The organism is Polyangium sp. y55x31, from assembly GCF_029946505.1.
In the GTDB taxonomy this organism is placed as follows: domain Bacteria; phylum Myxococcota_A; class Polyangia; order Polyangiales; family Polyangiaceae; genus Polyangium.
Genome location: NZ_JARZHG010000002.1, coordinates 281224 through 306631, shown reverse-complemented (window position 1 = coordinate 306631; position 25408 = coordinate 281224). Strand labels below are relative to the sequence as shown.

22 protein-coding genes are annotated in these 25408 nt (G+C 69.6%); 11 read left to right on the top strand and 11 right to left on the bottom strand.

The window, feature by feature from the left end; genetic code table 11:
* Window positions 1-72: 72 nt before the first annotated feature.
* A complete protein-coding gene (gene bamA / locus QHF84_RS04480; RefSeq protein ID WP_281311909.1) occupies window positions 73-2460 on the top strand; it encodes an outer membrane protein assembly factor BamA in 2388 nt (795 codons plus the stop codon).
* 285 nt (window positions 2461-2745) lie between these two features.
* A complete protein-coding gene (locus QHF84_RS04475) occupies window positions 2746-3549 on the top strand; it encodes a rhomboid family intramembrane serine protease (protein WP_281311908.1) in 804 nt (267 codons plus the stop codon).
* Between the two features lie 128 nt (window positions 3550-3677).
* Here QHF84_RS04475 and QHF84_RS04470 read toward each other — a convergent pair whose 3' ends face one another.
* From QHF84_RS04470 to QHF84_RS04430, 9 genes are all read right to left on the bottom strand, one after another.
* On the bottom strand, window positions 3678-4019 hold the full coding sequence (locus QHF84_RS04470) for a hypothetical protein (protein ID WP_281311907.1): 342 nt from the start codon (window positions 4017-4019) through the stop codon (window positions 3678-3680).
* Between the two features lie 38 nt (window positions 4020-4057).
* Window positions 4058-5944 carry an RNA polymerase sigma factor RpoD gene (gene rpoD, locus QHF84_RS04465; protein WP_281311906.1) on the bottom strand — a complete coding sequence of 629 codons (1887 nt, stop codon included), beginning with the start codon at window positions 5942-5944 and terminating at the stop codon, window positions 4058-4060.
* A gap of 107 nt (window positions 5945-6051) precedes the next feature.
* A complete protein-coding gene (dnaG, locus tag QHF84_RS04460) occupies window positions 6052-7977 on the bottom strand; it encodes a DNA primase (protein WP_281311905.1) in 1926 nt (641 codons plus the stop codon).
* Between the two features lie 109 nt (window positions 7978-8086).
* Window positions 8087-8641 carry an ATP synthase F1 subunit epsilon gene (gene atpC / locus QHF84_RS04455; protein ID WP_281311904.1) on the bottom strand — a complete coding sequence of 185 codons (555 nt, stop codon included), beginning with the start codon at window positions 8639-8641 and terminating at the stop codon, window positions 8087-8089.
* Window positions 8642-8643: 2 nt separating this feature from the next.
* The gene (atpD, locus tag QHF84_RS04450; protein ID WP_281311903.1) at window positions 8644-10068 is read right to left on the bottom strand and encodes a F0F1 ATP synthase subunit beta; all 1425 of its coding nucleotides are present in this window, start codon (window positions 10066-10068) and stop codon (window positions 8644-8646) included.
* 104 nt (window positions 10069-10172) lie between these two features.
* A complete protein-coding gene (gene rsmA / locus QHF84_RS04445) occupies window positions 10173-10997 on the bottom strand; it encodes a 16S rRNA (adenine(1518)-N(6)/adenine(1519)-N(6))-dimethyltransferase RsmA (protein WP_281311902.1) in 825 nt (274 codons plus the stop codon).
* A 69-nt stretch (window positions 10998-11066) separates the two neighbouring features.
* Window positions 11067-12719, bottom strand: coding sequence for a DUF58 domain-containing protein (locus QHF84_RS04440; protein ID WP_281311901.1), 1653 nt, complete (start codon window positions 12717-12719; stop codon window positions 11067-11069).
* Between the two features lie 2 nt (window positions 12720-12721).
* Window positions 12722-13693, bottom strand: coding sequence for a MoxR family ATPase (locus QHF84_RS04435; RefSeq protein ID WP_281311900.1), 972 nt, complete (start codon window positions 13691-13693; stop codon window positions 12722-12724).
* Entirely contained in the window at window positions 13690-15108 is a 1419-nt protein-coding gene (locus QHF84_RS04430; protein ID WP_281311899.1) for a DUF4350 domain-containing protein, read from the bottom strand. The genes QHF84_RS04435 and QHF84_RS04430 overlap by 4 nt, the downstream gene beginning before the upstream one ends.
* A 767-nt stretch (window positions 15109-15875) precedes the next feature.
* Here QHF84_RS04430 and rpsP point away from each other — a divergent pair.
* Genes rpsP through QHF84_RS04385 form a run of 9 tightly spaced genes read left to right on the top strand, consistent with a single transcriptional unit; the run spans window position 15876 to window position 22157 of the window.
* Window positions 15876-16130 (top strand): 30S ribosomal protein S16, encoded by a 255-nt coding sequence (gene rpsP, locus QHF84_RS04425; protein WP_281311898.1) that lies wholly within the window; start codon window positions 15876-15878, stop codon window positions 16128-16130.
* A 33-nt stretch (window positions 16131-16163) separates the two neighbouring features.
* The gene (locus QHF84_RS04420; protein WP_136930783.1) at window positions 16164-16397 is read left to right on the top strand and encodes a KH domain-containing protein; all 234 of its coding nucleotides are present in this window, start codon (window positions 16164-16166) and stop codon (window positions 16395-16397) included.
* Entirely contained in the window at window positions 16394-16942 is a 549-nt protein-coding gene (gene rimM / locus QHF84_RS04415) for a ribosome maturation factor RimM (protein WP_281311897.1), read from the top strand. Before QHF84_RS04420 ends, rimM begins: the two co-directional genes overlap by 4 nt.
* A 12-nt stretch (window positions 16943-16954) precedes the next feature.
* Complete coding sequence (gene trmD / locus QHF84_RS04410) at window positions 16955-17698, top strand: tRNA (guanosine(37)-N1)-methyltransferase TrmD (protein WP_281311896.1); 744 nt, start codon at window positions 16955-16957, stop codon at window positions 17696-17698.
* Window positions 17695-18261: an RNA methyltransferase gene (locus QHF84_RS04405; protein WP_281311895.1), complete on the top strand. Its 567-nt coding sequence runs from the start codon at window positions 17695-17697 to the stop codon at window positions 18259-18261. Before trmD ends, QHF84_RS04405 begins: the two co-directional genes overlap by 4 nt.
* Window positions 18262-18301: 40 nt before the next feature.
* A complete protein-coding gene (gene queG, locus QHF84_RS04400; protein ID WP_281311894.1) occupies window positions 18302-19456 on the top strand; it encodes a tRNA epoxyqueuosine(34) reductase QueG in 1155 nt (384 codons plus the stop codon).
* Between the two features lie 17 nt (window positions 19457-19473).
* Window positions 19474-20370 (top strand): lysophospholipid acyltransferase family protein, encoded by an 897-nt coding sequence (locus tag QHF84_RS04395; protein WP_281311893.1) that lies wholly within the window; start codon window positions 19474-19476, stop codon window positions 20368-20370.
* 12 nt (window positions 20371-20382) lie between these two features.
* Window positions 20383-21114 carry a DUF72 domain-containing protein gene (locus QHF84_RS04390; protein WP_281311892.1) on the top strand — a complete coding sequence of 244 codons (732 nt, stop codon included), beginning with the start codon at window positions 20383-20385 and terminating at the stop codon, window positions 21112-21114.
* Window positions 21111-22157, top strand: a complete 1047-nt coding sequence (locus QHF84_RS04385; RefSeq protein ID WP_281311891.1) for a hypothetical protein — start codon at window positions 21111-21113, stop codon at window positions 22155-22157. The genes QHF84_RS04390 and QHF84_RS04385 overlap by 4 nt, the downstream gene beginning before the upstream one ends.
* Window positions 22158-22453: 296 nt before the next feature.
* Here the strand turns inward: QHF84_RS04385 and rpmB are convergent, their stop codons facing one another.
* Window positions 22454-22678, bottom strand: a complete 225-nt coding sequence (gene rpmB / locus QHF84_RS04380) for a 50S ribosomal protein L28 (protein ID WP_272423519.1) — start codon at window positions 22676-22678, stop codon at window positions 22454-22456.
* A gap of 139 nt (window positions 22679-22817) precedes the next feature.
* Entirely contained in the window at window positions 22818-25403 is a 2586-nt protein-coding gene (gene hrpB, locus QHF84_RS04375; protein WP_281311890.1) for an ATP-dependent helicase HrpB, read from the bottom strand.
* Between the last annotated feature and the right edge of the window lie 5 nt (window positions 25404-25408).

Genomic DNA, 25408 nt, shown 5'->3' with positions numbered 1-25408 from the left:
GAAGGTGAGCCCTCGGCGCCGACAAACGGCGCTGCGACGCCTGGCGCGCGCCCGGAAGAGGCCGCTCAGCCGGTGCCGACGCTCGCGCCGACGGAGGCCGAGCTCGCGCGTGGCCAGCCCGTCGCGCGCGTGGTCATCGCGGGCAACCGTCGCATCTCCGCGGACGACATCCGCGCGTATCTCGGCACCGCGCGCGTGGGCAAACCCTTCACGCCGGAGGGCCTCTCGCGTGACGTGCGCGAGCTCTGGGACTCGGGCTTCTTCGAGGACGTCGAGGTCGACCTGACCCGCCGCGACGACGGAGTCCACCTCCGGATCCTCGTGCGCGAGCGTCCGAACATCAAGACGATCGAGTTCGACGGGAACCAGAACATCAGCGCGGAAGACCTCACGGAGGCGCTCAGCGTCGAGGTCAAGAGCGGCACGATCCTCAGCTACAACGCGATCCGACGCGGCATCCAGAAGCTGCGCGACAAGTACGCGGAGGAGGGCTACTTCCTCGCCGAGGTCTCGTACGAGACGGTCCCGCAGCGCGACAACGAGGTGCTGCTCCGCTTCAAGATCAAGGAGCACGAGCGGGTCACGGTCCGGCGCGTCACGTTCATCGGGAACAACAACATTCCCGACTCCGAGCTGCGCGAGGTGATGATCACCGGACAGGGCAGCTTCTTCGACTTCGGCACCGGCGGCGCGTTCCGGCAGGACGCGTTCGAGCGCGACGTCATCGTGCTCTCGGCGCTCTACTACGACCGCGGCTTCCTCTCGGTGCAGATCGCGACGCCGCGCGTGATGCTCACGCCGGATCGCACGGGCATCGAGGTGACGCTCACGATCAACGAGGGCCCGCGCTACAAGATCCGGCAGCTCCGCGTCTACGAGCGCGACGCCGAGGGCAAGGAGATCGAGCCCATCGGCGGACGAAGGCGCCTGCGCGAGATGATCCGCGCGAAGAGCGGCGACTGGTTCAACCGCGCCGAGCTCGCCGCGGACCTCGGCCAGATCCAGACGATGTACCGCGATCAGGGCTACGCGAACGTGGAAGCCCCGCCCGCGACCGACCTCGATCCGGAGCGACAAGAGGTCGACATCATCGTCGCGATCCGGCGCAACCAGCCGATCAAGATCGGGCGCATCGAGATCCGCGGCAACACGAAGACGCGCGACAAGGTCATCCGCCGCGAGATGGAGCTACTCGAGGAGCAGCTCTTCAGCGAGTCGAAGCTCGAGCGCAGCAAGCGTCGCATCACGATGCTCGGCTACTTCGAGCGCGTCGACATCTCGACCGAGCAGGGTGACGACGCCGAGCACATCAACGTCAACGTCGAGGTGGTGGAGAAGCCGACGGGCACCTTCCAGGTCGGCGCGGGCTTCTCCAGCATCGAGAACTTCATCGCGACGGCGCAGGTCCAGCAGCAGAACCTCTTCGGTCGCGGCCAGTCGCTCTCGCTGCAGGCGCAGATCTCGGGCCTCCGTCAGCTCATCGACGTCCGGTTCTTCGAGCCGTACCTCTTCGACACGCAGTTCTCCGCGGCGATCAGCGCTTACGATCAGCTCCGCGTCTACAACGACTTCTCGCAGACCTCGCTCGGCGGCGCGCTCACGATCGGCTACCCGATCATCCAGCCCGAGCTCCGCGCGTCGCTCACGTACACGCTCGAGTCGAACGAGATCTCCACGCAGACGACGTCGACGCTCTTCGGCACCGCCGCGTCGGTGAACTACTTCCAGAGCGTGCCGCTCGCGAACGTCTACAACGACGGCATCACGTCGAGCATCCGGCCGACGATCACCTACGACACCCGGAACAACCAGCTCTTCCCGTCGTCCGGTATCTTCCTGCAGGGCTCGGTCGAGCTCGCCTCGAAGTACATCGGCAGCGAGCAGCAGTTCGTACGGTTCCGGAACACCGCGCGCTTCTACTACCCGATCCGCGACTGGCTCGTCTTCAAGGTGAACAGCGAGTTCGGCGCGGTCACGAGCCCCTCGCCCGAGGGCGTGCCCATCTTCGCGCGCTTCTTCCTCGGCGGCATCCTCGACCTCCGCGGCTTCGTCCTGCGCAGCGTCGGCCCGCGTCTGACCCTGAACCAGACGCTCGATCCGAACGCGCGCCCCTTCGCGAACGGGACGAACATCGGCGGCAACCTGATGTACTACCAGAACGCCGAGCTCGAGTTCACGATCCTGGAGCAGGTCGGCATCCGCGGCGTCATCTTCACCGACCTCGGCAACGCCTGGAACCTCGAGCGCAACTACTGCGAGGCGAACCCGGCCTCGCCGTTCTCCGCGACGAACCCCTGCTTCACGCCGGACCAGCTCCTCAACGTCCGCACGTCCTGGGGCTTCGGCCTGCGCTGGTTCTCGCCGCTCGGCCCGCTGCGCTTCGAGTACGGCTTCCCGTTCAAGCCGCTGCCGTACGAGCAGTCGAGCCGCTTCGAGTTCACGATCGGCAACTTCTTCTGATGCATCGACCGCACGCGGTCGATGCACCCTCGGTCCAGGCCGTGCGTGCAAGGGGGGACAACCTTCAAAAATTTCCCCGCATCGACCGCGCTTCGCGCGGTCGATGCACCCTCGGTCCAGGCCGTGCCTGGTCCGGGTCCAGGGGTGGACAACCCCTGGTCGGGTCCGGGGTGAAACCCCGGCGCTACGCCGCGAGCGGACCTTCCCCCGCCCCAGACGGCCACAACGGCCTTTCCCGCGCCCTCCGGTTGCCCGTCCGCGTTCCTGTTGGTAGCTCCATGGACGATGCGCCCTAGCCCCGTCCAGTTCGCCCTGCCTCGCCCCGGCAAGGCCATCAGCGGGATGATGATCGTCATCACCGTCCTGTGGGTCGGCCTCGCGCTGAGCATCAACTGGGTGGAGGTCGGCTCGAGTGTCTTCCAGCTCATGGCCGGCTCGACACCAGGCGTGCTGCGCGGCCAGATCTGGCGCCTCTTCACGGCGCCGATCCTCCACGACCCGTCGAGCCCCGGGCACTTCCTCATGACCTTGCTCGGCCTCTACTTCCTCGCCCCCACGCTCGAGTCACGCTGGGGGGCGCGGCGGATGCTGATCTTCCTGTTCGGCGCGGCCGCGTTCGCGTTCGCCACCCAGGTCGCCGTGGGCGCGCTCGTGCCCAAGCTGAACCAGATGGTGTGGTTCGGCGGGCTCGGCATGGTCGAGGCCATCGCGGTCGCGTGGGCGTTGCAGAACCGCGACGCGCAGGTCCGCATGTTCTTCGTGCTGCCCGTATCGGCCGGCGGGATGGTCGCGATCATCTTCGTGCTCTCCGTGCTGAACGTGATCGCGCTCAACAACCACACGCCCGAGGGCCTCGTGACCCCGTTCGGCGGCATGCTGGCCGGCTGGCTCTTCGGCGACCGCTCGCCGCTCCGCCGGTTCTACCTGAAGCTGCGCCTGCGCCAGATCCAGGCGCAGACGGCCGCGCTCCGCGCAGAGGCCGCCGTGAAGGCCGAAGCCGCGCGTGCGCGTCGTGCTGCCGGGCCGCCGCTTCGCGTGATCGAGGGAGGGTCGAAGGCGCCGCCGAAGGACAAGCGGTACCTGAACTGACGCAGGTTCAGGGCACCACGTCTCGCCGGGGTTTCACCCCGGGCCCGACCAGGGGTTGTTCACCCCTGGACCCGAACCAGGCACGGCCTGGACCGAGGGTGCATCGACCGCGATGCGGTCGATGCAATTCAGTGGGCTGGGATCGTCGCGCACGTTCGCACGTCGGCGAGCGTCTTCGCGTGGCTGAGGCAGGAGAATTCGCCTGACGCGCGTGGCTTGCCGACGAGGTCGCGCTTGCAGTCCGTGACGAACGACTCCTCCAGTCGCTGACCTTCGCTCTTCACGACGGCCACGGCCTTCTCCGCGGACGGGCTCGCCGCCTCGGGGAACTTCGCCTCCGCCGTCCAGAGCGCGTGCAGGTGCTCGCCCACGGCCTTGCAGTCGTCCTCGGTCACGTTCCGCGCGCAGCCTGCCTGCGCGATCGACAGCACCAAAAGGACGAGGGGCGCTCCCCCCGCGATCCATCGCATCGGAGCACCCCTCGGTTCCATTCGTTCCCCCGTGACGACTAGCTGTCGATGAAGCTCTTGAGCTGCTTCGAGCGGCTCGGGTGGCGGAGCTTGCGCAGCGCCTTGGCCTCGATCTGCCGGATGCGCTCGCGGGTGACCTCGAAGTCCTGGCCGACCTCTTCGAGCGTGTGATCGCTCTTCTCGCCGATGCCGAAGCGCATGCGGAGAACCTTCTCCTCCCGCGGCGTGAGCGTCTTCAGCACCTTCCGCGTCTGCTCGGCGAGGTTCATGTTGATCACCGCCTCGGCGGGCGAGATCACGCTCTTGTCCTCGATGAAGTCGCCGAGATGCGAATCTTCCTCCTCGCCGATCGGGGTCTCGAGCGAGATGGGCTCCTTCGCGATTTTCAGGACCTTGCGGACCTTGTCGAGCGGCAGCTCCATCTTCTCGGCGATCTCCTCGGGCGTCGGCTCGCGGCCGTACTCCTGCACGAGGTAACGCGAGGTGCGGATGAGCTTGTTGATCGTCTCGATCATGTGGACCGGGATGCGGATGGTCCGGGCCTGATCGGCGATCGCGCGCGTGATGGCCTGCCGGATCCACCACGTCGCGTACGTCGAGAACTTGTAGCCGCGCTTGTACTCGAACTTGTCGACGGCCTTCATGAGGCCGATGTTCCCCTCCTGGATCAGGTCGAGGAACTGCAGGCCGCGGTTCGTGTACTTCTTCGCGATCGAGACGACGAGCCGGAGGTTTGCCTCGACGAGCTCGGCCTTGGCGCGCTCGGCCATGCGCTCGCCCTCGCGGATGCTCTCGTAGGTGCGGCGGATGGCCTCGACGTCGATGTTGAGCTCTTCCTCGACCTTCTTGAGCCCCTTCTGCGCGTTCTTCAGCGTGGACTCGAGATCGAGCAGATCCTCGCGCGAGACGTTCAGCTTCTTCGCGAGCCGCGCCTCGGCGAGCTTGTTGCCCTTCACCTTCGCGAGCTCGCGCCGGAGCTCGGCCTTGCTCATGCCCGTGCGCTTCTCGATCTCGGTCGCGCCGGCCTCGGCCTTCTCCACCTTCGAGATGAGGCCCTTCAACTTCTGCACGATCTTGTCGATCGTCTTCTTGTTGAGGCGCATCTCCTCGAGCGTCGTCACGAGCTCGCCCGTGGTCAGCACGACCTCGGCGTCGAGCTGCTTGCGACGGCTGTCAGTCTTGACCTCCTTGCGCTCCTCGAGCAGGTCCGCCTTCTTCTTGTCGAGGCGCTTGACCTTGTCGATGAGGCGGATGATGCGGCGATCGGCCTCCTCCTCGTCGAACTCCTGATCGTCGCTCTCGGCGTCCTTGATGAGCTCTTTGACGCGGATCTTGTGCTTCCGGAGCTTCTCGCCGAGATCGATGATCTCGCGCACGGCGATCGGCGAGTCGAGGATCGCGGCGTTGACCGTCTGCTCGCCCTGCTCGATGCGCTTGGCGATCTCGACCTCGCCCTCGCGCGTGAGGAGCGAGACGCTCCCCATCTTGCGCAGGTACATCCGGACGGGATCGTTCGACTTCGAATAATAGTCGACGTCCTCTTCCTCGCGGTCCTGCGTGACGACGAGCTTCTTGTCGCTCGCCTCCTCGTCCGCGATGCGCTTCGGCGCGATCTTCACCTGCGTCGCGCCGTCGACGATCTCGATGTCCTCGTCGCCGAGCGCGCCGACGACGTCGTCGAGTTGATCGGGCGAGACGTCCGCGGGCAGCGCGTCGTTCACCTCGTCATACGTGAGAAAGCCCTTCGTCTTGCCCGCATCGACGAGCTTCTCGAGCGCCTTGCGCGGATCCGACTTCCCCGCCCCATCCGGTGCCTGCGACTTCGTCCCGCGGTCCCCTCGCGCGCCTTGTGCGACTCCGCCGCCGCTTTTCCCCGCGCCCGATCCGCTTGCCCGACCCGCAGACTGCTTGGCCTTGCTCGCCATCCCATTCGCTCCACCGGGCCCACGTCGGGCCACGTGCTTCAAGGAACCACACCGAGAAAAAAACGTTCGTCACGCTCGCGCAGACTCATGCGCGCGCAAAAAACACGTCAGCCGAGCCCCAACTTGGCCTTGGCCTGACGCACCGCCTCACGAAGCAGCGCTGCCTCGCGCTCCACATCCCCCAGCGGCGCGACTCGTTGGAGCTCGTCCACCGTCGCGGCTTTCTCGCGTGACAAGCTCAAGCGTCTCAACTTCCCTGCGTTCTTTAAGAGCTCTTCCCTCGCCACATCGGCCGTCTCGAAGACGGGCGACGCGAGCCGTCCAGCCGCGAATGCTTGGATCGACGCCGGGATGTGCGCAAGAAATTCGTCGGGAATAAGTTGCGTTTCCGTCCCAAGGGACTGACGCACCGCGCCAGCGGCCAACGCGATGTCGCCATCCAGCACGTCGAGTGCCTCCATCACTTCAGGGTCGTCGAGCAGAACGGGATGGTCGAGAAGTGCACCCAGGATGTACTCCCCCACGTCTTGGACCTGGGCACGCGAACGCGCCCGGTGACCCGGCATCGTGGTCTCCGCTGCGCGCAGCTCGATGGGTTGTTCTGCGTCGTACCTCGTTGCCTGTTCGAGGAGCTGTTCGACTTGACGCAGATCGGCCGGGGCCGTGCCGCCCACGATGAGTTTCGACGACAGCCGATCGGCGTACGTCTTCAGCATGAGGCGCTTCACAGGGTCCTTTTGCTCCCCGAGTAAGTTCGCCACCGCACGCATGCGCGCGAGTTTGCCGTCGGTCGTGGCGTCGTTGAACGAGTCGTTCTGGAGCGCGTCCTCGATGAGGTGCTCGTAGAGCTCTTTCGCGCTCTTGAGGACGCTCTTCAGCGCGTCGGGGCCCTTGGTTCGTACGAGCTCGTCCGGATCGAGCTTCGCCGGGAGCGTCGCCGCGCGCGCTTCGAGGCCGCCTTCGTGGGCCGGGATGCGCGCAGCCCACGTGGCCTTGCGCCCGGCCGCGTCGCCGTCGAAGAGGATCGTGACGGTGGGCGCGAAGCGCTTGAGGAGCTTCGCCTGCGTCGTCGTGAACGCGGTGCCGAGCGGCGCGATCACGTTGCAGATGCCGCGCGCGTGAAGCGAAAGGACGTCGAAGTTTCCTTCGACGAGGATCGCCTGGCCGTCTTGGCGGATCGAGTGCCGCGCCTGGTGCAGCCCGAAGAGGTGCTCGCCCTTCGTGTAGATCGGCGACTCGGGGCTGTTCATGTACTTCGCCGGTGATTCGCCCGCCGTCGATGGTTGGAGCCCCAAGCGTCGCATCTCGTCGGGCGTGGGCTCGGGCAGGCTCCGGCCGCTGAAGGCGATCACGCGGCCTTGCACGTCCGTCACGGCGAACATGAGGCGATGCCGGAAGCGGTCGTAAAACCCGGTGCCCGTGCCACGCGCGACGAGCAGGCCCACCTTCTCGGCGAGGACCGGCGAGACGCCTTGCCGCTTGAGGAAGTTCGCGAGGCCGTCCCAGCCCGGCGGCGCGTAGCCCACGCGAAACGCTTGCAGCGCGTCGGCCACGGGGCCCGTCGCCTCGTGCGTGTCGAGCCCGCGCCGCGCGAGCTCGGCGAGCGCGTACGAGGCGAGGGGATGCGCGCTCGGACCACGCATGCTCTGCTCGAAGAACGTCGCCGCGAGGTGGCTCACGGCATACAGATCGTCACGCGCGCGCCGCGCCGCGTTCGCCTCGCGCCGCTCGGCTTCGGTCGCGGTCTCGATGATCTCCACGCCGCTCCGCTCGGCCAGCGCGCGCACCGCCTCGGCGAAGTTCATGCCCTCGACCTTCATGACGAAGTCGATGGCCGTGCCGCTCTCCTTGCAGCCGAAGCAGTGGAAGATGCCGCGCTCCGGGTTCACGTGGAAGCTCGGCGATTTTTCCTTGTGGAAGGGGCAGAGCCCGACGAACGACCGTCCGCGCCGGGTGAGACGAACGGTCTCGCCGACGAGCGATACGAGATCCGTGCGCTCTTTGACCCGCGCGATCGTATCGGCGTGAATCATCGTCCTACGCGATAAGGATAACGACAAACGCGCCGATCGTCCCGAGCCCTCGTCTCGAGATCGACCGGCGCGCTTGGTGTTCGTGACGCGCGTGATGCGCGTCCGGGCGTCAAGCCTCGGGGAAGGCGGAACCCGGCTTCTTGTGATCCGTGAGGCTCTCGTCGGGGGTCTGGCCCTCGATCATCTCCTCGACGGGCGGCGCTTCGGCGTGATCCACGAGGAAGCGCGTGTCTTCACGCACGAGCGGCAGCGGCGGATCGCCGATGAGCTCGAGCTGCGTGGCGAGCCACTGCTCCTCCTCGATGAGCGAGCGACGCTTCGGATCCGTGAGGTCGCCCTGCCAGTGGTCGAGCTCCGCGTCGACCTCCTTCAGGCGCAGGCGAACCCGGACGACGTCGACATCGTCCTTCTGGACGTACTTCTCCGTGAGGAGGAGCGCCTTGTCGCCCACGACCTCGACGAACCCGTGCGCGACGGCGAGGCGATGCTCCTTGCCGGCCTCGTGGTACGTGACGAGGCCGGTGCGGAGCGCTGCGAGCAGCGGCAGGTGGCCCGGCATCACGCCGAACTCACCCGCCACGCTCGGCGCGGTCACGTCCGTGACCTCCTTGCGCAGCGCGACGCCCGTGGGCGTCACGATCTCGAGCATGATGGTCTCGGCCATGATCAGGCCCGCTTGCCCTCGGCTCGCGCCTTCACCTCGTCGATGCCGCCGGCCATGTAGAAGTCCTGCTCGGCCACGTGATCGAGCTTGCCGTCGATGATCTCCTCGAAGCCCGAGATCGTGTCCTTCAGGCTCACGAGCTTGCCGGCGCGACCGGTGAACTGCGCGGCGACGAAGAACGGCTGCGAGAGGAACTGCTGGATCTTGCGGGCGCGCTGCACGACGAGCTTGTCGTCCTCGCTGAGCTCGTCCATGCCGAGGATGGCGATGATGTCCTGCAGGTCCTTGTAGCGCTGCAGGGTCTGCTGCACGCGGCGCGCGATCGTGTAGTGCTTCTGGCCGACGATCTGCGGGTCGAGCATCGTCGAGCTCGAGTCGAGCGGATCGACGGCCGGGTAGATGCCGAGCTCGCTGATCGCGCGCGAGAGAACGGTCGTCGCGTCGAGGTGGGCGAAGGCCGTCGCGGGCGCGGGGTCCGTGAGGTCGTCGGCGGGGACGTAGATCGCCTGCACGCTGGTGACCGAGCCCTTCGTCGTCGACGTGATGCGCTCCTGGAGCGCGCCCATCTCCGTCGCGAGCGTGGGCTGGTAACCGACGGCGCTCGGGATACGGCCGAGGAGCGCGGACACCTCGGAGCCGGCCTGCGTGAACCGGAAGATGTTGTCGACGAAGAGGAGCACGTCCTGGCCCTCTTCATCGCGGAAGTACTCGGCGACCGTGAGCGCCGAGAGCGCGACGCGGGCACGCGCGCCGGGCGGCTCGTTCATCTGGCCGTAGATCAGCGCGGCCTTCGAGATGACGGGCGCGCCGGACTCGAGCTTCGACTCGCTCATCTCGAGCAGAAGGTCGTTGCCCTCGCGCGTCCGCTCACCGACGCCCGCGAAGACCGACACGCCGCCGTGCGCCTTCGCGACGTTGTTGATGAGCTCCATGATGAGAACGGTCTTGCCGACGCCGGCGCCGCCGAACAGGCCGATCTTGCCGCCCTTGCGGTAGGGCGCGAGCAGGTCGATGACCTTGATCCCCGTCTCGAAGATCTCGACCTTCGTCGACTGATCGACGAACTTCGGCGGATCCTTGTGGATGGGCGCGAACTTCTCCGCGTTCACCGGCCCCGCCTCGTCCACGGGCGCGCCGACGACGTTCAGGATGCGACCGAGGCAAGCCGGGCCGACCGGCATCATGATCGGCTTGCCCGTGTCGCGGACGTCCATGCCCCGCACGAGGCCGTCCGTCGTATCCATGGCGATCGCACGCACCGTCGACTCGCCGAGGTGCTGCGCCACTTCGAGCGTGAGGTTGTCGGCCTCGCCCGAGATGCTCGGGTTCGAGACCTTGAGTGCATTCAAAATCTTCGGAAGCTGGCCCGCCGGAAAGTCGACGTCGACGACGGGGCCGATGACCTGGGTAATCTTTCCAACCGACATGGGGCGGGGCTCCTCCAGCGAATCGCCATGACGACGAACGCGCGCGGCCACTACCACGGCCATCGTGGACTGTCGAGGGGTCCGGAGCGGATGAACAGGGGTTTCTAACCCTTCATCGCCGCAATCCGGGCGAAATCCTCGACCGCCAGCGTTTCACCACGCACGTCGAGCGAGATCCCGGCTTCCCGGGCGCGCGCTTCGAGCTCGTCCTTGGACCAACCGAAGAGCCCGCGCCAGGCATTTCGCAGGGTTTTTCGCCGCGCGCCGAACGCCGCACGAACGGCCTCGCGAAACGCTTCGGTCTCGGCAGCGCGCGGCGGCCTGTGCGGCGAGAGGACGACGACCGCGGAGTCGACGTCCGGGCGCGGGTAAAACGCGCCGCCACGCACGGTGAGCAGGCGCTTCACGTCGAAGGCAGCCTGCATGAAGACCGTGAGCGCGCCGTAGGTCTTCGAGCCCGGCGCCGCGACGAGCCGATCGGCGACCTCGGCCTGCACCATGAACACCGCGCGATCGACACGATCGGCGAGCACGGTCGCCCGCTCGAGGAGCGCGCCCGTGATCTGATAGGGCAGGTTGCCCGCGATCACGTGCGGGCGCGGGCCGACGAGCTCGGCCGCCCAGTCGACGGCGAGCGCGTCGGCTTCGAGGATCGAGAGGCGACCTTCGGCGATCGGCGCTTCGAGCTCGGCCGAGAGGAGCGGGACGAGATCTCGGTCGCGCTCGATCGCCACGATTTTCGCGGCGCGTTCGAGCAAGGGACGCGTGAGCGCGCCGAGGCCGGGGCCGATCTCGAGCACGGTGCCGCCCGGCGGCGTGGTCGCGGCTTCGGCGATCGCGCGGCATGCGGAGATGTCGACCAGGAAGTTCTGGCCGAACCTCTTCTTGGGCGAGAGGCCGCGCGAGCGGAGGCGTTCGGCGATCGACATGGCAGGTTCGTGATCTCGGGGAGGGTTCGTTGGTGTTCCAACCGATGCGCGGACGTGGCGACGTACCGTTCAGGTCGCCTTGGGGTCCGCGGCGTCGGGGCGCTTCGTCGTCGTGGCGCGGATCTTCGTGACGCGCACGCCGAGGCGACGGAGCACGGCCTCGCTTCGGCTGACGGCGACACGCGTGCGGACGAGCACGGCCTCGGCGGCGACCCCGGCGGCCTCTTCCCACGCGGCCCGACGTGTTCCTTCGGTGACCTCCTCCGAGGGCGAACCGTCCGCGCGCGTCGGCGGATCCCAGGGCGGGAGCAGGCCCGGATCGAACTGCGGCATCGACCAGGTGACGGAGGCCGAGTGACGCGCGAGCCGGCGCAGGGCGTCCATGACGGGTTTTTCCTGCGCGATCTCGGAGGGCGCGGGCGCGACGACGTGCACGACGCTCGGCTTGGGCTTGCTCTTGACGACCTGCGAGAGGACCTCGGCGAGCATGAAGCCGGCCTCGTGGCGCTCGGCCTCCGCGCGGGCAGGCGACTCGATGCCGTAGGCCGCGAGGTAGCGGCGGAGCGTGCGCTCGCGCGGGCTACGGCCTTCGGGCGGAGGAGGCGCGAAGGGAGCGCGGGGACGAACGGCGTCGGCGCGCGACGCGAGCCGGTCGAGATCGCCGCGGCGTAGATCCGAGAGCCCTCGCGCGTCGAGCGGGCGGAGGTGCTCGAGGACCCGCACGGCCACGTCGGCTTCGTCGAGATCACTACGCGAGGCGTCGTGCGTGCCCGTGGCCGTGACGAGCAGGTGCGCGAGCTTCTGCCCGTGCGCCGGTCCCTGGTCGGGCAGGACGAACGCGCGCACGGTCGATGCGTAGATCGCGAGCCCGACGCGATCGCCGCGCGAGAGGTACCGCGCGCAGATCGACGCGGCCTCGTCGATCGCGAGATCGAGCGGCGCGCGCCCGAGCGGGCCGGCCCAGAGCTCCACCGAGGCGTCGAGCACGACCCACACGACGTCACGCTCCTCGCGTTCGAACTCGCGCGCGAGCAGGATCCCGCGCCGCGCGCTCGCCTTCCACGCGATGCGCCGGAACGGATCCCCCGGCCGGTGCTCGCGCAGCTCGCGCAGATCGCTGCCCTCGCCGCGGGCACGACCCGGGCGACCGCTCGACGCGAGCAGCTTGCTCCGGCCACCGCGCGGGGAGGGGAGCCACGCCGCGAACGGACGCGGCAGGACCTCGACGCCGAAAGGATTCGCGAAGGTGAGAGGAACCTCGAAGAGGCCGGGCGCGCCGTGCACTTCGAGCGCGAGTCCGTGCACGCCGTGTTGCCCCACGCGCGGCGCGTGCACCGAGACTTTCACTTTGAGCCGCCCGGAGGCCATGACCTCGCCCGCGGAGGGCTCGATCGTGATCTGGAGCTGCGACGAGGCGATGGGCCGGAGGCGCACGTACCGCGCGGCGAGGGTGTCGCGGTTGCGCACCTCGGCTTCGATCTCGATCGTGCTGCCGCGGCCCGTGCGCACGACGCGGCGCGGACCGCTCCAGAGCATCTCGAAGCCGGCGGCGCGGATGCGCGAGACGGAGACGAGCGTGACCGCGCGGGCGAGCGCCATCGCGAGCAGCATCGCTCCTCCCCACCCGACGATGGCGGGCTCGCGCGCGACGAGGCCGACGCCCGCGACCGAGATCGCGGCGATGCTGAGGTGGGCCGCCGTTCGCGTGGGAAAGAGCTGCATCGCTAGACCGGCCGCACCGCGCGCCGGTAGGCCACGCGCTGCACGGCGTCCTCCACGACCGCGTCCCGAGCGCGCGCGTCGCCCTCGGCCTCGGGCACGAGCACGAGCCTGTGCGAGAGCACCGCCGTCGCGACGCCACGCACGTCGTCCGGCGTGACGAACGGACGACCCGCGATCACCGCAGCGCTCTTCGCGGCTTGCACGAGCCCGAGCGTCGCGCGCGGCGATGCGCCGAGCAGCACGCGCGCGTGCGAGCGGGTGAACGTCGTGAGGCCGACGGCGTACTCGTAGAGATCGTCCTCCACGTGGATCCGCCGCGCGATGCTCTGGAGCGAGAGCAGCTCCTCCACGCTGAGCACCGAGCGTGCGCGCGGCGGCTCGGCGTTGTGCGCGCGGAGCATCGCGACCTCGTCCTTCGCGTTCGGGTAGCCGATGGCGACGCGCACGAGGAAGCGATCGATCTGCGCCTCGGGCAGCGGGTAGGTGCCTTCGAGATCGATCGGGTTCTGCGTCGCGAGCACCATGAACGGCGCGGGCAGCTCGAACCTGTCGCCCTCGATCGTCACCTGCCGCTCCTGCATCGCTTCGAGCAGCGCGGACTGCGTCTTCGCGGGGGCGCGGTTGATCTCGTCGGCGAGCACCACGTTCGCGAAGATCGGCCCCGGCCGGAGCGAGAACGTGCCCTCCTTCGGCGAGAGCACGTACGTGCCGGTGATGTCGGCGGGCAGGAGATCCGGCGTGAACTGGATGCGGCGCACCGAGGCGCCGAGCGCCGACGCGTACGCCTTCACGAGCGTCGTCTTGGCGACGCCGGGCACGCCCTCGAGGAGCACGTGGCCCTGCGCGAGCAGCGCGGTGAGCATGAGATCCACGGTGCGCGAGGGACCGATGTAGACGCGCGTGATCTCCCGGCGGAGCGCGTCCAGCCGCTCTTTGGCGGCGGCGATCTCCTCGATGGCGACGGCCTGGGTCAAGTGGCGCTCTCCTCTGCGGGTGCGGGCGGGCTCGGGGTTCGTGAGGGGTCGCTCGTCGGGCTCGTTCCCGCCGGGCGATCGGACGTCTTTTCGCCGTTCGCGGCGCCGTGGCCGAGCGGCTCGGGCGTGATCGCGCCCGCCCGTTCGAGCACGTTCCTCACGACGGCGGCCGCGTGCCGGAGCGCCGCGCGGGGCACGCGGACCGGCTTGCCCGCGACGACGGAGGCTTCGGCTTTTTGCATCACGGCGAGGACCTCTTTCAAGGCCGAGCGGCCACGCTCGTCAAGGCCTCCCGCGCGCTCGGCCGCAGAAATCACCGCGTCCGCCGACGGATCGAGGGGCGCGCCGAGCTTGTGCGAGAGCGCCTCGACGAGCGCGCTCTTCAGCTCGAGCAGGAGCAGCCCCGGCGGCGAGGACGGGGCCGAGAGCAACGCGAAGCGCCCGGCCACGCCTCCCTGCGCGACGAGCGGCACGGGTCGCGCGAAGCGTGGTTGCGGGCTCTTGTACGGGCGCCCCGCGGCACGCGCCACCCACGCAGCCACACCGACCACCGCGAGCAGCGCGAGCAGCCAGTGCGCCCAGGTCGGCAGCCCGTTTTGGCGCGCCTCCGCGAGCGCGTCGCCGATCGAGCGGAGCTGCCCCTCGATGTCCTTGCGCAGCGTCGACTTGCCGCCGAACGAGCCCTCCTCGGAGAAGCGGTTGGCGACGATGAAGAGGCGGCCGCTTTGCCGTTCGCCGCCGTCTTCGTCGACGAGGTAGTGCGTGAGCCCCACGGCGAACGAGCGGTTGCCGGGGTAGCGCAGCATCTGGTTCATGAGGCCCGAGGGGTCGCTCAGCGCGAAGAGCCGGCCCTTGCCGACCTGGCCCGCGACCGCGACGATCGTCGGGGGCTCGCCGACGGCGCGCACCTCGAGCACGGGCGAGAGGTTCGGGTGGCGGAGCCCCGTCGCGTGGTTCGTGACGAACTGCTGCACGTTCGCCACCACCGGATGCGGGCCCGTGAGTTGCCCCTTGTCACCGGTGAGCACGGGCTCGGCGATCGCGAGCTGGGGGTTGTTGCGCAGCGCTGCCACGGGGCGCGAGGGCAGCGACGTCCGCTCGATGTGGAAGCGCCGCAGCGTCTCCTCGCCCCGGCCGTAGTCGTCCACGATCGCCAGGCGCCCGCCGGCCTTCATGAAGGCCGCCGTTTCTTCGGGATCCATGCTCTGGAGCGGGTGCAAGACGAGCACACCGTCGTTCGGCGTGACCTCGTTCCAGTCGAGCACGGCGACGGCCTTGACGCGCCCGTCGCCGAGCTCGTTCACCGCGAGCACGTAGAGCTCCGAGCAGCCTTCCCACGTCGTGTCCGCGACGTCGAACGCGGCGGCGCGTGCGTCCACGGAGGCGAGCGTGATGCCGAGCGCTGCGCAGATCACAAGGGAACGGCGCGCCTGCTTCGCCGTGCCCCGCGTGCGCGCCCGGGGCTCCGGCGACGAGGACGAAGCTCGAGAGGCCCGCGCTGCATGGCGCTCTAGCTCCGGCGATCTCACGCCATCCTGCGTCATAGAGGCGGCGAGCATATCACCGTCGTCCCGGGCGATAAGCTTGACCCCGTTACTCTCATTGCTAGATTCGACTCGTGAACGGGCCCATTCTTGCTAGGCACGTTCATCCGAGCGACGCTACAGACGCGGTGCGGAGGAGTCCGGATGCTACCTCCTTTCATCATCGAACAAATCCGACAACGGGAAGAGAGGGAGCGCCAGCAGCGTGAGGAGAACCGACCGCGCCTGGAGCTTCCGCTCGAACGGTACCCGGCTCCGCGTCGACCTGGAGGCGGACCGAAGGACCCTCACGAGGATGAGGACGACCCGAATCGGGGCGTGATCATCCTCGAGATCGGCTGATTTCCCGTCTGTCCTCTCGACAACGCCGGGCGTGCCCGCACGGCGCTTCTTCCTTCTTTCACCAGACCCCATGTTTTTCGCGGCCGCGGGGTGCGTCCGGGCCGCAAGCTCGCAAGAACCGGAGGGCGAGGACCGGACGGGACGAATTTGCGTCTTGTCGGCCTTGACCGTTGGGGGGGTTCTGCCTACCCTTCGCCCCCCGTTCCCCTGGCGTGGTGCGTCGGGGGCCGCGAATGCGCGCGGGTCATGCCCGCACCCGGCAAGCGCCGGATCTCCAAGAAGACCGAGGTTCACCGATGGCCGTTCATATCCGCCTCGCCCGGGCGGGCACGAAGAAGACCCCGTTCTACCGTATCGTCGTCGCCGACCAGCGCGCTCCGCGCGGAGGCCGGTTCATCGAACGTTTGGGCACGTACGACCCGCGTCGCAACGAGATCCGCCTGGACACGGCTCGCGTGAAGCACTGGCGTGATGTCGGGGCGCAGCCCTCGCACACGGTCGAGCTTCTGCTGAAGCGCCCGGACGTCGTCGCGGCGACGGTGGCGAAGTAACGAGGCATGGCGCCGTCTCCTGCGTCCTCCACCATGCTGCTGGATCTCGTCGCGCTCATCGCGCGGTCGCTCGTGGATCATCCCGAGAAGGTGACCGTCCGCGAGGTCACGGGAGACAGGTTCCCGCGCATCGAGCTCAGCGTGGCGCGTGAGGACATCGGCAAAGTGATCGGCAAGGATGGCCGCACCGCCCAGTCGATCCGCGCGCTCCTCAACGCGGCCGCCAGCAAGGCGGGCCTTCGGGCCCACCTCGACATCCTGGATTGATCCCGCGTAAGCGCGCCACGAACGAGGCCGAAGCCCCGCGACGGTTCATCGCCGTCGCGGAGATCGCGCGCGCCCACGGGATCCAGGGCGAGGTCCGCCTCAAGCTCTATCACGAGGGCTCCGATCTGCTCGGGCAGCGGCCGACGCTCAAGCTGCGTCTCCCCGACGGTGTGGAGCGCGCGGCCGACATCACGTCGATCCGGAGCGCGAACAAAGCCGTGCTCGCGCGGCTCGCGGGTGTCGCGGATCGGGATGCCGCCGAGGCGCTGCGCGGGGCGATCCTGCTCGTGCCGCGGGACGAGTTCCCGCCGCTCGAAGAGGGCGAGTTTTACGCGTGCGACGTCGAAGGCGCGCGCGCCGAGCTCGGCTCCGGCGAGATCATCGGTCGCGTCCTCACGCTGGCCTCGTACCCGACCTGCGAGGTGCTCGTCGTCGAACGCGCGGACGGCAGCAAGCTCGAGGTCCCGCTGCTCGACGACTTCGTCGCATCCGTGGACATCGACGCCGGGGTCGTCCGGCTCGTCACGCTCGACGGCCTCACCTGACGAGGCGCGCGCATGCGTGTCGACATCGTCACCCTCTTTCCCGAGATGTTCGAGCCATTCCTGGCGACGGGGATGGTCGGCCGTGCGGCGCGTGCAGGCGCGCTCGACGTACGCTGCGCGAACCTGCGCGAGCACGGGCTCGGCCGACATCGCAGCGTCGACGACACGCCGTACGGCGGCGGCTCGGGCATGGTGATCCGCGTCGACGTCGTGGTCGAGTGCATCGAAGCGCTCGAGCAGAAAGCGCGGGAAGGACGCGAGGGCGCGGACGCCACGCGATCGCACCGCGTGCTGCTCTCGCCGCAAGGAAGCGTGCTCGACCAGCGCAAGGTCGAGGCGCTCGCAGCGCTGCCGTGGATCACGCTCGTGTGTGGCCGTTACGAAGGCTTCGACGATCGGGTGCACGCGTTCGTCGACGAGGAGATCTCGCTCGGCGACTTCGTGCTCGCGGGCGGCGAGGTGGCGGCGATGGCGATCGTCGACGCTTGTTCGCGGCTCTTGCCCGGCGTGCTCGGCAGCGCGGACTCGGCGATGCACGAGTCGCACAGCGCCGCGATGGACGGGCTGCTCGAGTATCCCCACTACACACGGCCCGAGGAGTTCCGCGGGATGAAGGTGCCCGAGGTGTTGAAAGGCGGTAACCACGCGGCGATCGCGGCCTTCCGGCGCGAGCAAGCCGAGGCGCGCACGGCGGCGCGCAGGCCCGAGCTGCTGGAGCGGGCGAAACGTCTGCGCGCCGAGCGGAGCTCGTCGTGACGAAGGTCGCGCTCGCTCTGGTGCATCACCCCGTGCTCGACCGAGGCGGGGAGATCGTGACGACCGCGATCACGAACCTGGATCTGCACGACATGGCCCGGAGCGCGCGCACGTTCGGCGTGATGGAGCTCTACGTCGTGCATCCGGTCGCGGCGCAGCGGCTCCTCGCCGAGCGCATCCGTGATCACTGGGTGAACGGCTCGGGCAAGAAGCGGATCCCCGATCGCGCGGACGCGCTCGATGTCCTGCGAATCGTGCCGAGCTTGGAAGACGTGTACACCTCGCTCGCGCCGGGCGCGGGGCGCGCGGGGATCGAGCTCTGGACGACGGCGGCCTCGGCGAAGCGTGGGCCCGTGACGAACTACCCCGACGCGCGCGCGCACCTCTCGCGAACGGACAAACCCGTGCTGATCACATTCGGGACGGGGTGGGGCCTCGCGGGTGAGCTCGTCGCGTCGGCCGACGTTCGCCTCGCGCCGATCCACGCGGCGAAGGACACGGGCTACAATCACCTGAGCGTGCGCGCGGCGTGCGCGATCGTGCTCGATCGGCTGTTCGGGTAGCTCGATCGCGGCGCTTGCGGCGCGCGGGGAGGCGGGGCGGATGTCCGCGAGCGACGTCGATCAGCGGGTCCGGGAGCGGGCATTCGAGCTCGGCTTCGACGTGGTCGGCGTGGCGCGCGCCGACGAGCCGCTCGACGTCGAGCACGACCGCTACCGCGCGTTCATCGAGGCCGGGATGCACGGCACGATGCGCTACCTCGAAGAGTACGTCGAGGAGCGGCGAAGGCTCGACACGGAGGCGATCCTCCCGGGCGCGCGCAGCGTCGTGTGTGTCGGTCGTCGTTATGCCCGCTCGGCCGAGGCCGAGGCGCACGATCCCGAGGTCGCGCGTGGGATCGCCCGCTACGCGCGCGGGCAGGACTATCACCTCTTTCTTCGCAAGAAGTTGCGCCGGCTCGCCGAGTTCATCCGCGGGCTCGGCCCCGGCATCGATGCGCGTCCGCTCTGCGACATCGAGCCGGTGATGGAGCGCGCGTGGGCCGCGCGCGCAGGGATCGGGTTCGTGGGGAAAAACGGGCTCGTGATCGTCCCGGGGCAGGGGAGCTTCCTCATGCTCGGCGAGGTCGTCACGACGCTCGTGCTCACGCCGGGCGTGCCGATGCACGAGCGTTGCGGTGCGTGCACGCGTTGCCTCGATGCATGCCCGACGGGCGCATTTCCGAAGCCCTTCGTGCTCGATGCGCGGCGGTGCATCTCGTACCTCACGATCGAGCAGTACGAAGCGCCGCCCGAGGAGCTGCGCGCCGCGATGGGCGAGCACCTCTTCGGCTGCGACGTTTGCCAGGAGGTTTGTCCCTACAACCGGACGGCGCCGCCGCCCGAGACGCGCACGCAGCAGTTCCATCCGCTGCCGCGCTGGTCGGAGATGCGTTTGTCGGATCTCGCGTCGATCGAGGAGGAAGCGTTCCCCGAGACGATCCAGGGGACCCCGCTCAGGCGTGCGCATCGCGGAGGGCTCGCGCGAAATGCAGCGCTCGTCGCGGCGAACAGGCTCGCGCGGGATCCCGAAGGGCCGAGCGCAGAGGACGACGTGAGGACCCTCGAGCGGGCCGCGGCGCACGACGACGCAGCGGCGCGCGAGGTCGGCGTGTGGGGGCTTCTTCGGATCGGGAAGGTCCTCCCGGAGCCTGGATCCAGCAGCCACGACGAGGGCGTCGTCGAGCCGGACGCGCCGCCCTTTGCGCCGCGCCGCTGAGCCGCTAGGTGGGCCCCGTGGGGATCGGTGACGACCTCGGCAAGCTGATCGACGATCTACGCCGGCACGACTCGGTGCTCTGGCGCCGCGCGCTCGACGCAGGCGTGACGCACGGCCCGCGCCCCTTCGTGCGATACGCGCCGCCGCTCATCGGGCTCGCCTTCGGACTCGCGCTCGGGCGGCAGCGTCGTGCGGTCCGAGAAAACCTGCGGCGTGCGCTGGGGCCGCGGAACGCGCTCGTGGAGAACGTCGACGTCGCGCGCGTCTTCGCGAGCTTCGCGAGTTGCTTGACGGAGGCATTTCTCGTGGGTCGCGGGCGGCCCGAGCGCCTCGTGGGGCTCTGCGCGTCGGACGAGAACTACGTGCAAGCGGCGTCCGAGGGTCGCGGCGTGATCATCGCGACGGCGCACACGGGCGGCTGGCAAGCCGCAGGCCCGATCTTGCGCAGCGTGCACACAGCCGACGTCGTCGTGGTGATGGCGCACGAGCGCGACGAGCGCGCGGAGGCGCTCACGGACGACGCGCGCGACAAGGCCGGTGTGCGCATCGTGCACGTGGGGACGAGCCCGCTCGACGCGCTGCCGCTGCTCTCGCACCTAAGGCGCGGCGGCGTCGTGGCGGTCCAGATCGACAGGCTCCCGAAGGGCATGCGCGGGCGCGAAGTCACGCTTTTCGGCGAGCCCTTCGTCGTCCCCGAGGGCCCGCTCTCGCTCGCCGCCTTGAGCGGGGCGCCGATCGTGCCCGTCTTCACGAGGCGGCTGGGTTACATGCGCTACGAGGTGCGGAGCTGTCCGCCGATCTCGCTGCCGCGCCGGCCCAGCGAGGACGAGCTTTCCCTCGCCGCACGGCGCGTCGCCGCCGCGATGGAAAGCTTTTTGCGCGAGAACCCCACCCAGTGGTTCCACTTCGAGTAAAGAGACCCCGCCATGGCAAGACTCCACGTGGGCGTGCACGCCCTCCAGGGCGACATCAAGAAGTACAAGGATCAGCTCGATCTGGTGGAGATCCGCCCGATCGACACGTCGCTGCCCGCCGCAGCCGGCTTGCGGAAGTGGCGCAAGGCGGCGCCGCCCGCGTTCGTGTTCAGCGTGGTCTTGCCGCGCGTCGTGGCCGAGCTCGCCCCAGGCAAGGCGCTCGACGACGCGCTCGCTACCTCGCTCGAAGTCGCGACGACGCTCGAAGCACGCTGCATCGTGCTCTCGACGTCGACCGAGATCCGACCGACCGCCGCGAACCGCAAGCGCATCGCCGCGCTCTTCGCGCGCATCCCGGCCGAAGGCGCGCTCCGCTTCTGGGAGCCGCGTGGCATGTGGGAGCGTGAAGACGTGATCGACACGGCGCGCGCCGCAGGCGTGCTCCCCGTCTTCGATGCGGCGCGCGACGATCTGCCGCGCGGCCCCGTGGTCTACACGCGCCTCCGATCGCTCGGCGCGCAGGCCATGCTCTCGGCCGCCGCGCTCGATCGCGTGGCGAAGCGGCTCGGCGAGCGTCGAGACATTTTCTTGGTGGTCGAAGGAACGCGCGGGGCCGCCGTTCGCGCGAAGTCCACGCTCGTCGCCGCGCTCGCACGAACGGGCCGCGCGCCGGAGGCAGGATCGATCGCGGCGCCAGTCGCGCCCATCGTGCGTCCGCTCGTCGCGGAGGACGAAGAGCAGTGATCCGCGGCGCTCTCGCACTCGCACGCTCGGCGACCACGCAAGGCCCGGCCCAGGCCGCGCTCGACGCCGGTGGCAGCGCCGCCGACGCCGTCATCGCCGGGTTTTTCGCGGCCGCCGGTCAGGATGCCTCCGTGCTGCTCTCGCCCGTCGTGGCGATCGTCGCAGGCGGAGGAGCCGGCGCGCGCGTGATCGACGGACGTTCCCTTCAGCCGGGAAAAGGCGCCGCTCGCCCACGCGGGTGGAAGACCGAAAAAGAGATCCCGCCGGGCGCATACGTGTCGGTGCCGCGATCACTCGGGCTCGTCGCGATCCTGCACGCAGCGCGGGGTCGATCGGGGCTCGGCGGGCTCGCGCGGGCCGGCGTCGCCGCGGCAGAGGCCGCAGGCGCCACGAAACGCGCAGCGCTGATCAAGCGCGTGGGAGCAGCAGGACCGCTCGCGCTCGCCTCCGACGAGGCAGTGAGCGCCTTGCTCGCAGCAGGCGGGCCCGTGGCGGGCGGCATCCTCACGGCCGAGGATCTGGAGAGCGCAATGCCGGAGGACGTGCCAGCCCGCTCGACGTCGCTCGCCTCGGAGGTGACGGCCATCAGCGTGCCCTGGGAGGCGCCGCTCGGCCGGCTCCCAGTGGCCGACGCGATCCTCGCCTGCGACGGTCGAGGCCTCGTCGCAGCGCTGGTCTTCGTGCCGACGCGGCGCGAGCAGGGCGTGCTCGTGCCAGAGCTCGAGCTCGTGCTCGGCCGGCACGCGCAACCGGTGCGGCGCGGCGTCCCGCGAACGTCGCCGGGCGCGCCGCTCGACATGCCAGCGCCGCTGGCAATCGTGAGCAAGGCCGGGTTTTACGCAGCGGTGGCGCTGCTCGGGAAGGCCGGCGTCGACGTCGCAGCGCTGCGCCCACTCGCAGAAGGCTGGCCGGCCGAGACCGCCGTCGCCGAGCTACGCGAGCAAGCAGGCGCGCTCACGGCAATGGCGCTCCTGCGGGATGCGCGCGACGCGCGGTTCTTGGTCTCGACCGGTGACGGGGCCGCGCGATCCGACGAACCCTGAGTGGGGGCACAGCGTAGCGCCGGGGTTTCACCCCGGACCCGACGAGGGGCTGTCCGCCCCTCGACCCGGACCAGGGCAAGCCCTGGACGGGGGGGCGAGGACTGCGCGAAGCGCAGTCCTCGCGGGGAAATCTTGTTTGTAGCTGTCCGCCCCCCTTGCAGGGCAAGCCCTGGACCTCTGGTGCATCGACCGCGGTGCGGTCGATGCAGGAGGGAACAGGTAGACAAAAAGCAGGCGCGCCCCCGAATGGAGGCGCGTTGTTCCGCGAGGCGCGGCGACGAGCCCAGGCCGAAGGCCTAGAGCGTGATGCCGTACCGCTTCGCGTACGCGACGACGCCGAGCTTGTCGATGCTGCGGATGTCGCGCGTGGTGAGGCTCAGCGTGACGTAACGCTTGAGCTCCGGAACCCAGAGCCTGCGGGTCTGGATGTTCACGTTCTGCCAGCGCTTGGTCTTGATGTTGGAGTGGGAGACGTTCTGCGCCAGAAGCTTCCGTTTCCCAGTGATGTCGCTCTTCGCCATGACGTCCTCAGCAGGCATTTCGCGCGTCGCGCGCGGGACCCGTCGCTCGGGGCTGCGGAAAGTGGCGGAAGAGGACGGGCATGTCAAGCACGAGTGGAGTGTTTCCATCGCGAACGTGCGCACGGCCGCGGCGAACGCTTCAAGAAGGGCGCGCTCCCTTCGGTTGGGGCGGCGTCGCATGGCGGGGATCGTCCGGCCAGGCATGTTTCGGGTAGCGGCGCCGAAGCTCGCGCGCGATGGCCGGGTAGTGCCGCTCCCAGAAGCCGGCGAGGTCAGTCGTCACCTGGACCGGGCGCTGGTTCGGCGCGCAGAGGTGGAGCACGACCGCCACCCGTCCCCGCGCCACGCGAGGGCCCTCCGCCAAACCGAAGAAGTCCTGCAGGCGCGAAGCCGCCGAGACCGTGCCGTCAGGGCCGTATTCGAGCCGCAGCCGTCGCCCGCCCGGTAGCTGCATCGTCTCGGGCGCCCACTCGGCCACGCGCCGCGCTTGCTCCGGCGTGAGGCGATCTGCGAGCGCCGCGCCGAGATCCGCCTCGCGCAGCTCGGAAAAACTCTGCCGGCCCACGCAGAGCGCGCGCAACGTCTCCACGATCGCGGCCTCGTCGAGCGTGGGCAGGCCGGCTTCGGGGCAGTGCGTCCGGACGAACGCGACGCGCGCGAGCCACGTGTCGAGGCCGTCGCCGCGGACGAACGTGCGGTACCCACGAGCGCAGGCCGCCTCCGCGAGGGCCTGGCCGATGCGCTCGATCGAGGCGGGATCCTTGGCCGCGACGCGCGACTCCTCCAGCACGAGGCCTTCGTACGCGAGCCGCCGCGTGACCTCCACGCGCTCCTGCGCCGCGTTCCATCGCACGTCGGTCGTGTCGGTGATCGCGTCGGTGAACAGGTCGAGCAGCCAGTCGGCCTCCACTGCGCTCGCCGCGCGCACGACGACGCGGCCCTTCGTGCCCTCGGTTCGTTCCTCGACGTCGACGGCGACCACGTACTCCTCCGCGCCGAGCACGCTCGACTCCGCGAGCACCGCCGAGCCTCCCGTGGCGAACACGATCTCGCGGCCACTCCGGCCCGTCGCAGTCTCGGGCCTGCGCATGCGGCCCACGCGATCCGGATAACCCGCGAGCGTCGCGAGCAGGAGCGCTCGTTCGCGATCGAGCGCGCTTGCAGGCTGTGGAGCCTTGCGACGATCGACGAGGCGCGCGAGCTGCTTCGCGGCGCGATCCACGGCGAAGACGCGCGTCGGATCCAGGCCGAGCGCGCGGAGTCGATCCGGCGCGTGTCCTTCGAGCTCTGCCATCTCCAGTTGATCGAGCGCGTGGAGCAGATCCGATCGGTGCTCCTCGACGCGCCCGCCGCCCCGCCGCGAATGCGCGCCCGAGACGCTCACCTCGCGCTCGCCGAGCAGCGCCGCGAGCACGCACCCTTCCTCGGCGACGCCACGCGCCTCGGCCTCCACGAGGAGCCGCGCCTGGCGAGGATGCGCAGGGAACCGGAGCATGCGCCGGCCGAGGGGCGTCACGCGGCGCGCCTCGTCGATCGCGCCGAGCCGCCGCAAGAGCTCTTCGGCCGCGGTGACGGCAGCGCGGGGCGGCGGATCCAAGAAGGGCAGCTCTTCGAGCGGCCCTACGCCCGAAGCGCAGAGTTCGAGAACGGTCTCGGCGAGATCCACGCGCAGGATCTCGGGCGTGTCGTGCTCGGGCCGCGCGAGCAGATCGCCGCGCGTGAAGAGCCGCAAAGCTCGGCCCGGTCGTGTGCGTCCCGCGCGACCCGCGCGTTGCGCCGCCGAGGCCCGCGCGATCTTCGCGACCTTGAGCGTCGGCAGCCCCGACCACGGCGCATACGAAGCGACCCGCGCGAGGCCGCTGTCGATCACCGCGACGACGCCGTCGATCGTCACGCTCGACTCGGCCACGTTCGTCGACAGGATGATCTTGCGACGATCCGCCGGACGCACCGCGCGATCCTGCTCGGCCGGCGTGAGCATCCCGTGCAGCGGCAAGACGAGGAGGTGCTCCGTATCCGCGATCGGTCGCAGCGCCTCGCCGGCGCGACGGATCTCCGCGGCGCCCGGCAAGAACACGAGCACGTCGCCCTCGAGCCCTTCACGCACGAGGCGACGCACCGCGGAGGCGACCTGCGCTTCGAGCGGCCGATCGTCCGAGCGTTCGAGGTGCTCGATCGCGACGTCGTACATCCGGCCCATCGAACGCACGATCGGAGCGTCGAGCCACGCCGCGATCGGATCCGCCTCGAGCGTCGCCGACATGACCACGAGGCCGAGATCCTTGCGCCGCTCGCGCGTGAGGCGCGCGAGGAGCGCGAGCGCCACGTCGGCGTGCACGTGCCGCTCGTGGAACTCGTCGAGGACGACGACGGAGACTCCTTCGAGCGCTGGATCCCGCACGAGCCTGCGCGTGAGCACGCCCTCGGTGACGAAGCGGATGCGCGTCGCCGGGCTCGACACGTCCTCGAAGCGCATCGTGCAGCCGACGGTCTCGCCGAGCTTCTGGCCCATCTCCTCGGCCACGCGTCGCGCCGCCATCCGCGCGGCGAGGCGCCTCGGTTCGAGCACCAAGATTTCCCCCGCGCCCGCGAGACCCGCCTCGAAGAGCGCGCGTGGCACGCGGGTCGTCTTGCCCGCGCCCGGCGGCGCCTCCAGCACGAGCCGGCGACGCTCGGCGATCGCTGCGCAGATCTCGGGGAGGGCCGGCTCGATGGGGAGCGTCATCCGAG

Coding starts and splice junctions, on each gene's coding strand:
- QHF84_RS04390 (WP_281311892.1), top strand. CDS start 20,383: ATGGCAAGACTCCACGTGGGCGTGCACGCCCTCCAGGGCGACATCAAG.
- QHF84_RS04440 (WP_281311901.1), bottom strand. CDS start 12,719: ATGCAGCTCTTTCCCACGCGAACGGCGGCCCACCTCAGCATCGCCGCG.
- rsmA (WP_281311902.1), bottom strand. CDS start 10,997: ATGTCGATCGCCGAACGCCTCCGCTCGCGCGGCCTCTCGCCCAAGAAG.
- QHF84_RS04420 (WP_136930783.1), top strand. CDS start 16,164: ATGCTGCTGGATCTCGTCGCGCTCATCGCGCGGTCGCTCGTGGATCAT.
- atpD (WP_281311903.1), bottom strand. CDS start 10,068: ATGTCGGTTGGAAAGATTACCCAGGTCATCGGCCCCGTCGTCGACGTC.
- QHF84_RS04475 (WP_281311908.1), top strand. CDS start 2,746: ATGCGCCCTAGCCCCGTCCAGTTCGCCCTGCCTCGCCCCGGCAAGGCC.
- queG (WP_281311894.1), top strand. CDS start 18,302: ATGTCCGCGAGCGACGTCGATCAGCGGGTCCGGGAGCGGGCATTCGAG.
- QHF84_RS04470 (WP_281311907.1), bottom strand. CDS start 4,019: ATGCGATGGATCGCGGGGGGAGCGCCCCTCGTCCTTTTGGTGCTGTCG.
- hrpB (WP_281311890.1), bottom strand. CDS start 25,403: ATGACGCTCCCCATCGAGCCGGCCCTCCCCGAGATCTGCGCAGCGATC.
- rpmB (WP_272423519.1), bottom strand. CDS start 22,678: ATGGCGAAGAGCGACATCACTGGGAAACGGAAGCTTCTGGCGCAGAAC.
- dnaG (WP_281311905.1), bottom strand. CDS start 7,977: ATGATTCACGCCGATACGATCGCGCGGGTCAAAGAGCGCACGGATCTC.
- rpoD (WP_281311906.1), bottom strand. CDS start 5,944: ATGGCGAGCAAGGCCAAGCAGTCTGCGGGTCGGGCAAGCGGATCGGGC.
- atpC (WP_281311904.1), bottom strand. CDS start 8,641: ATGGCCGAGACCATCATGCTCGAGATCGTGACGCCCACGGGCGTCGCG.
- trmD (WP_281311896.1), top strand. CDS start 16,955: ATGCGTGTCGACATCGTCACCCTCTTTCCCGAGATGTTCGAGCCATTC.
- rpsP (WP_281311898.1), top strand. CDS start 15,876: ATGGCCGTTCATATCCGCCTCGCCCGGGCGGGCACGAAGAAGACCCCG.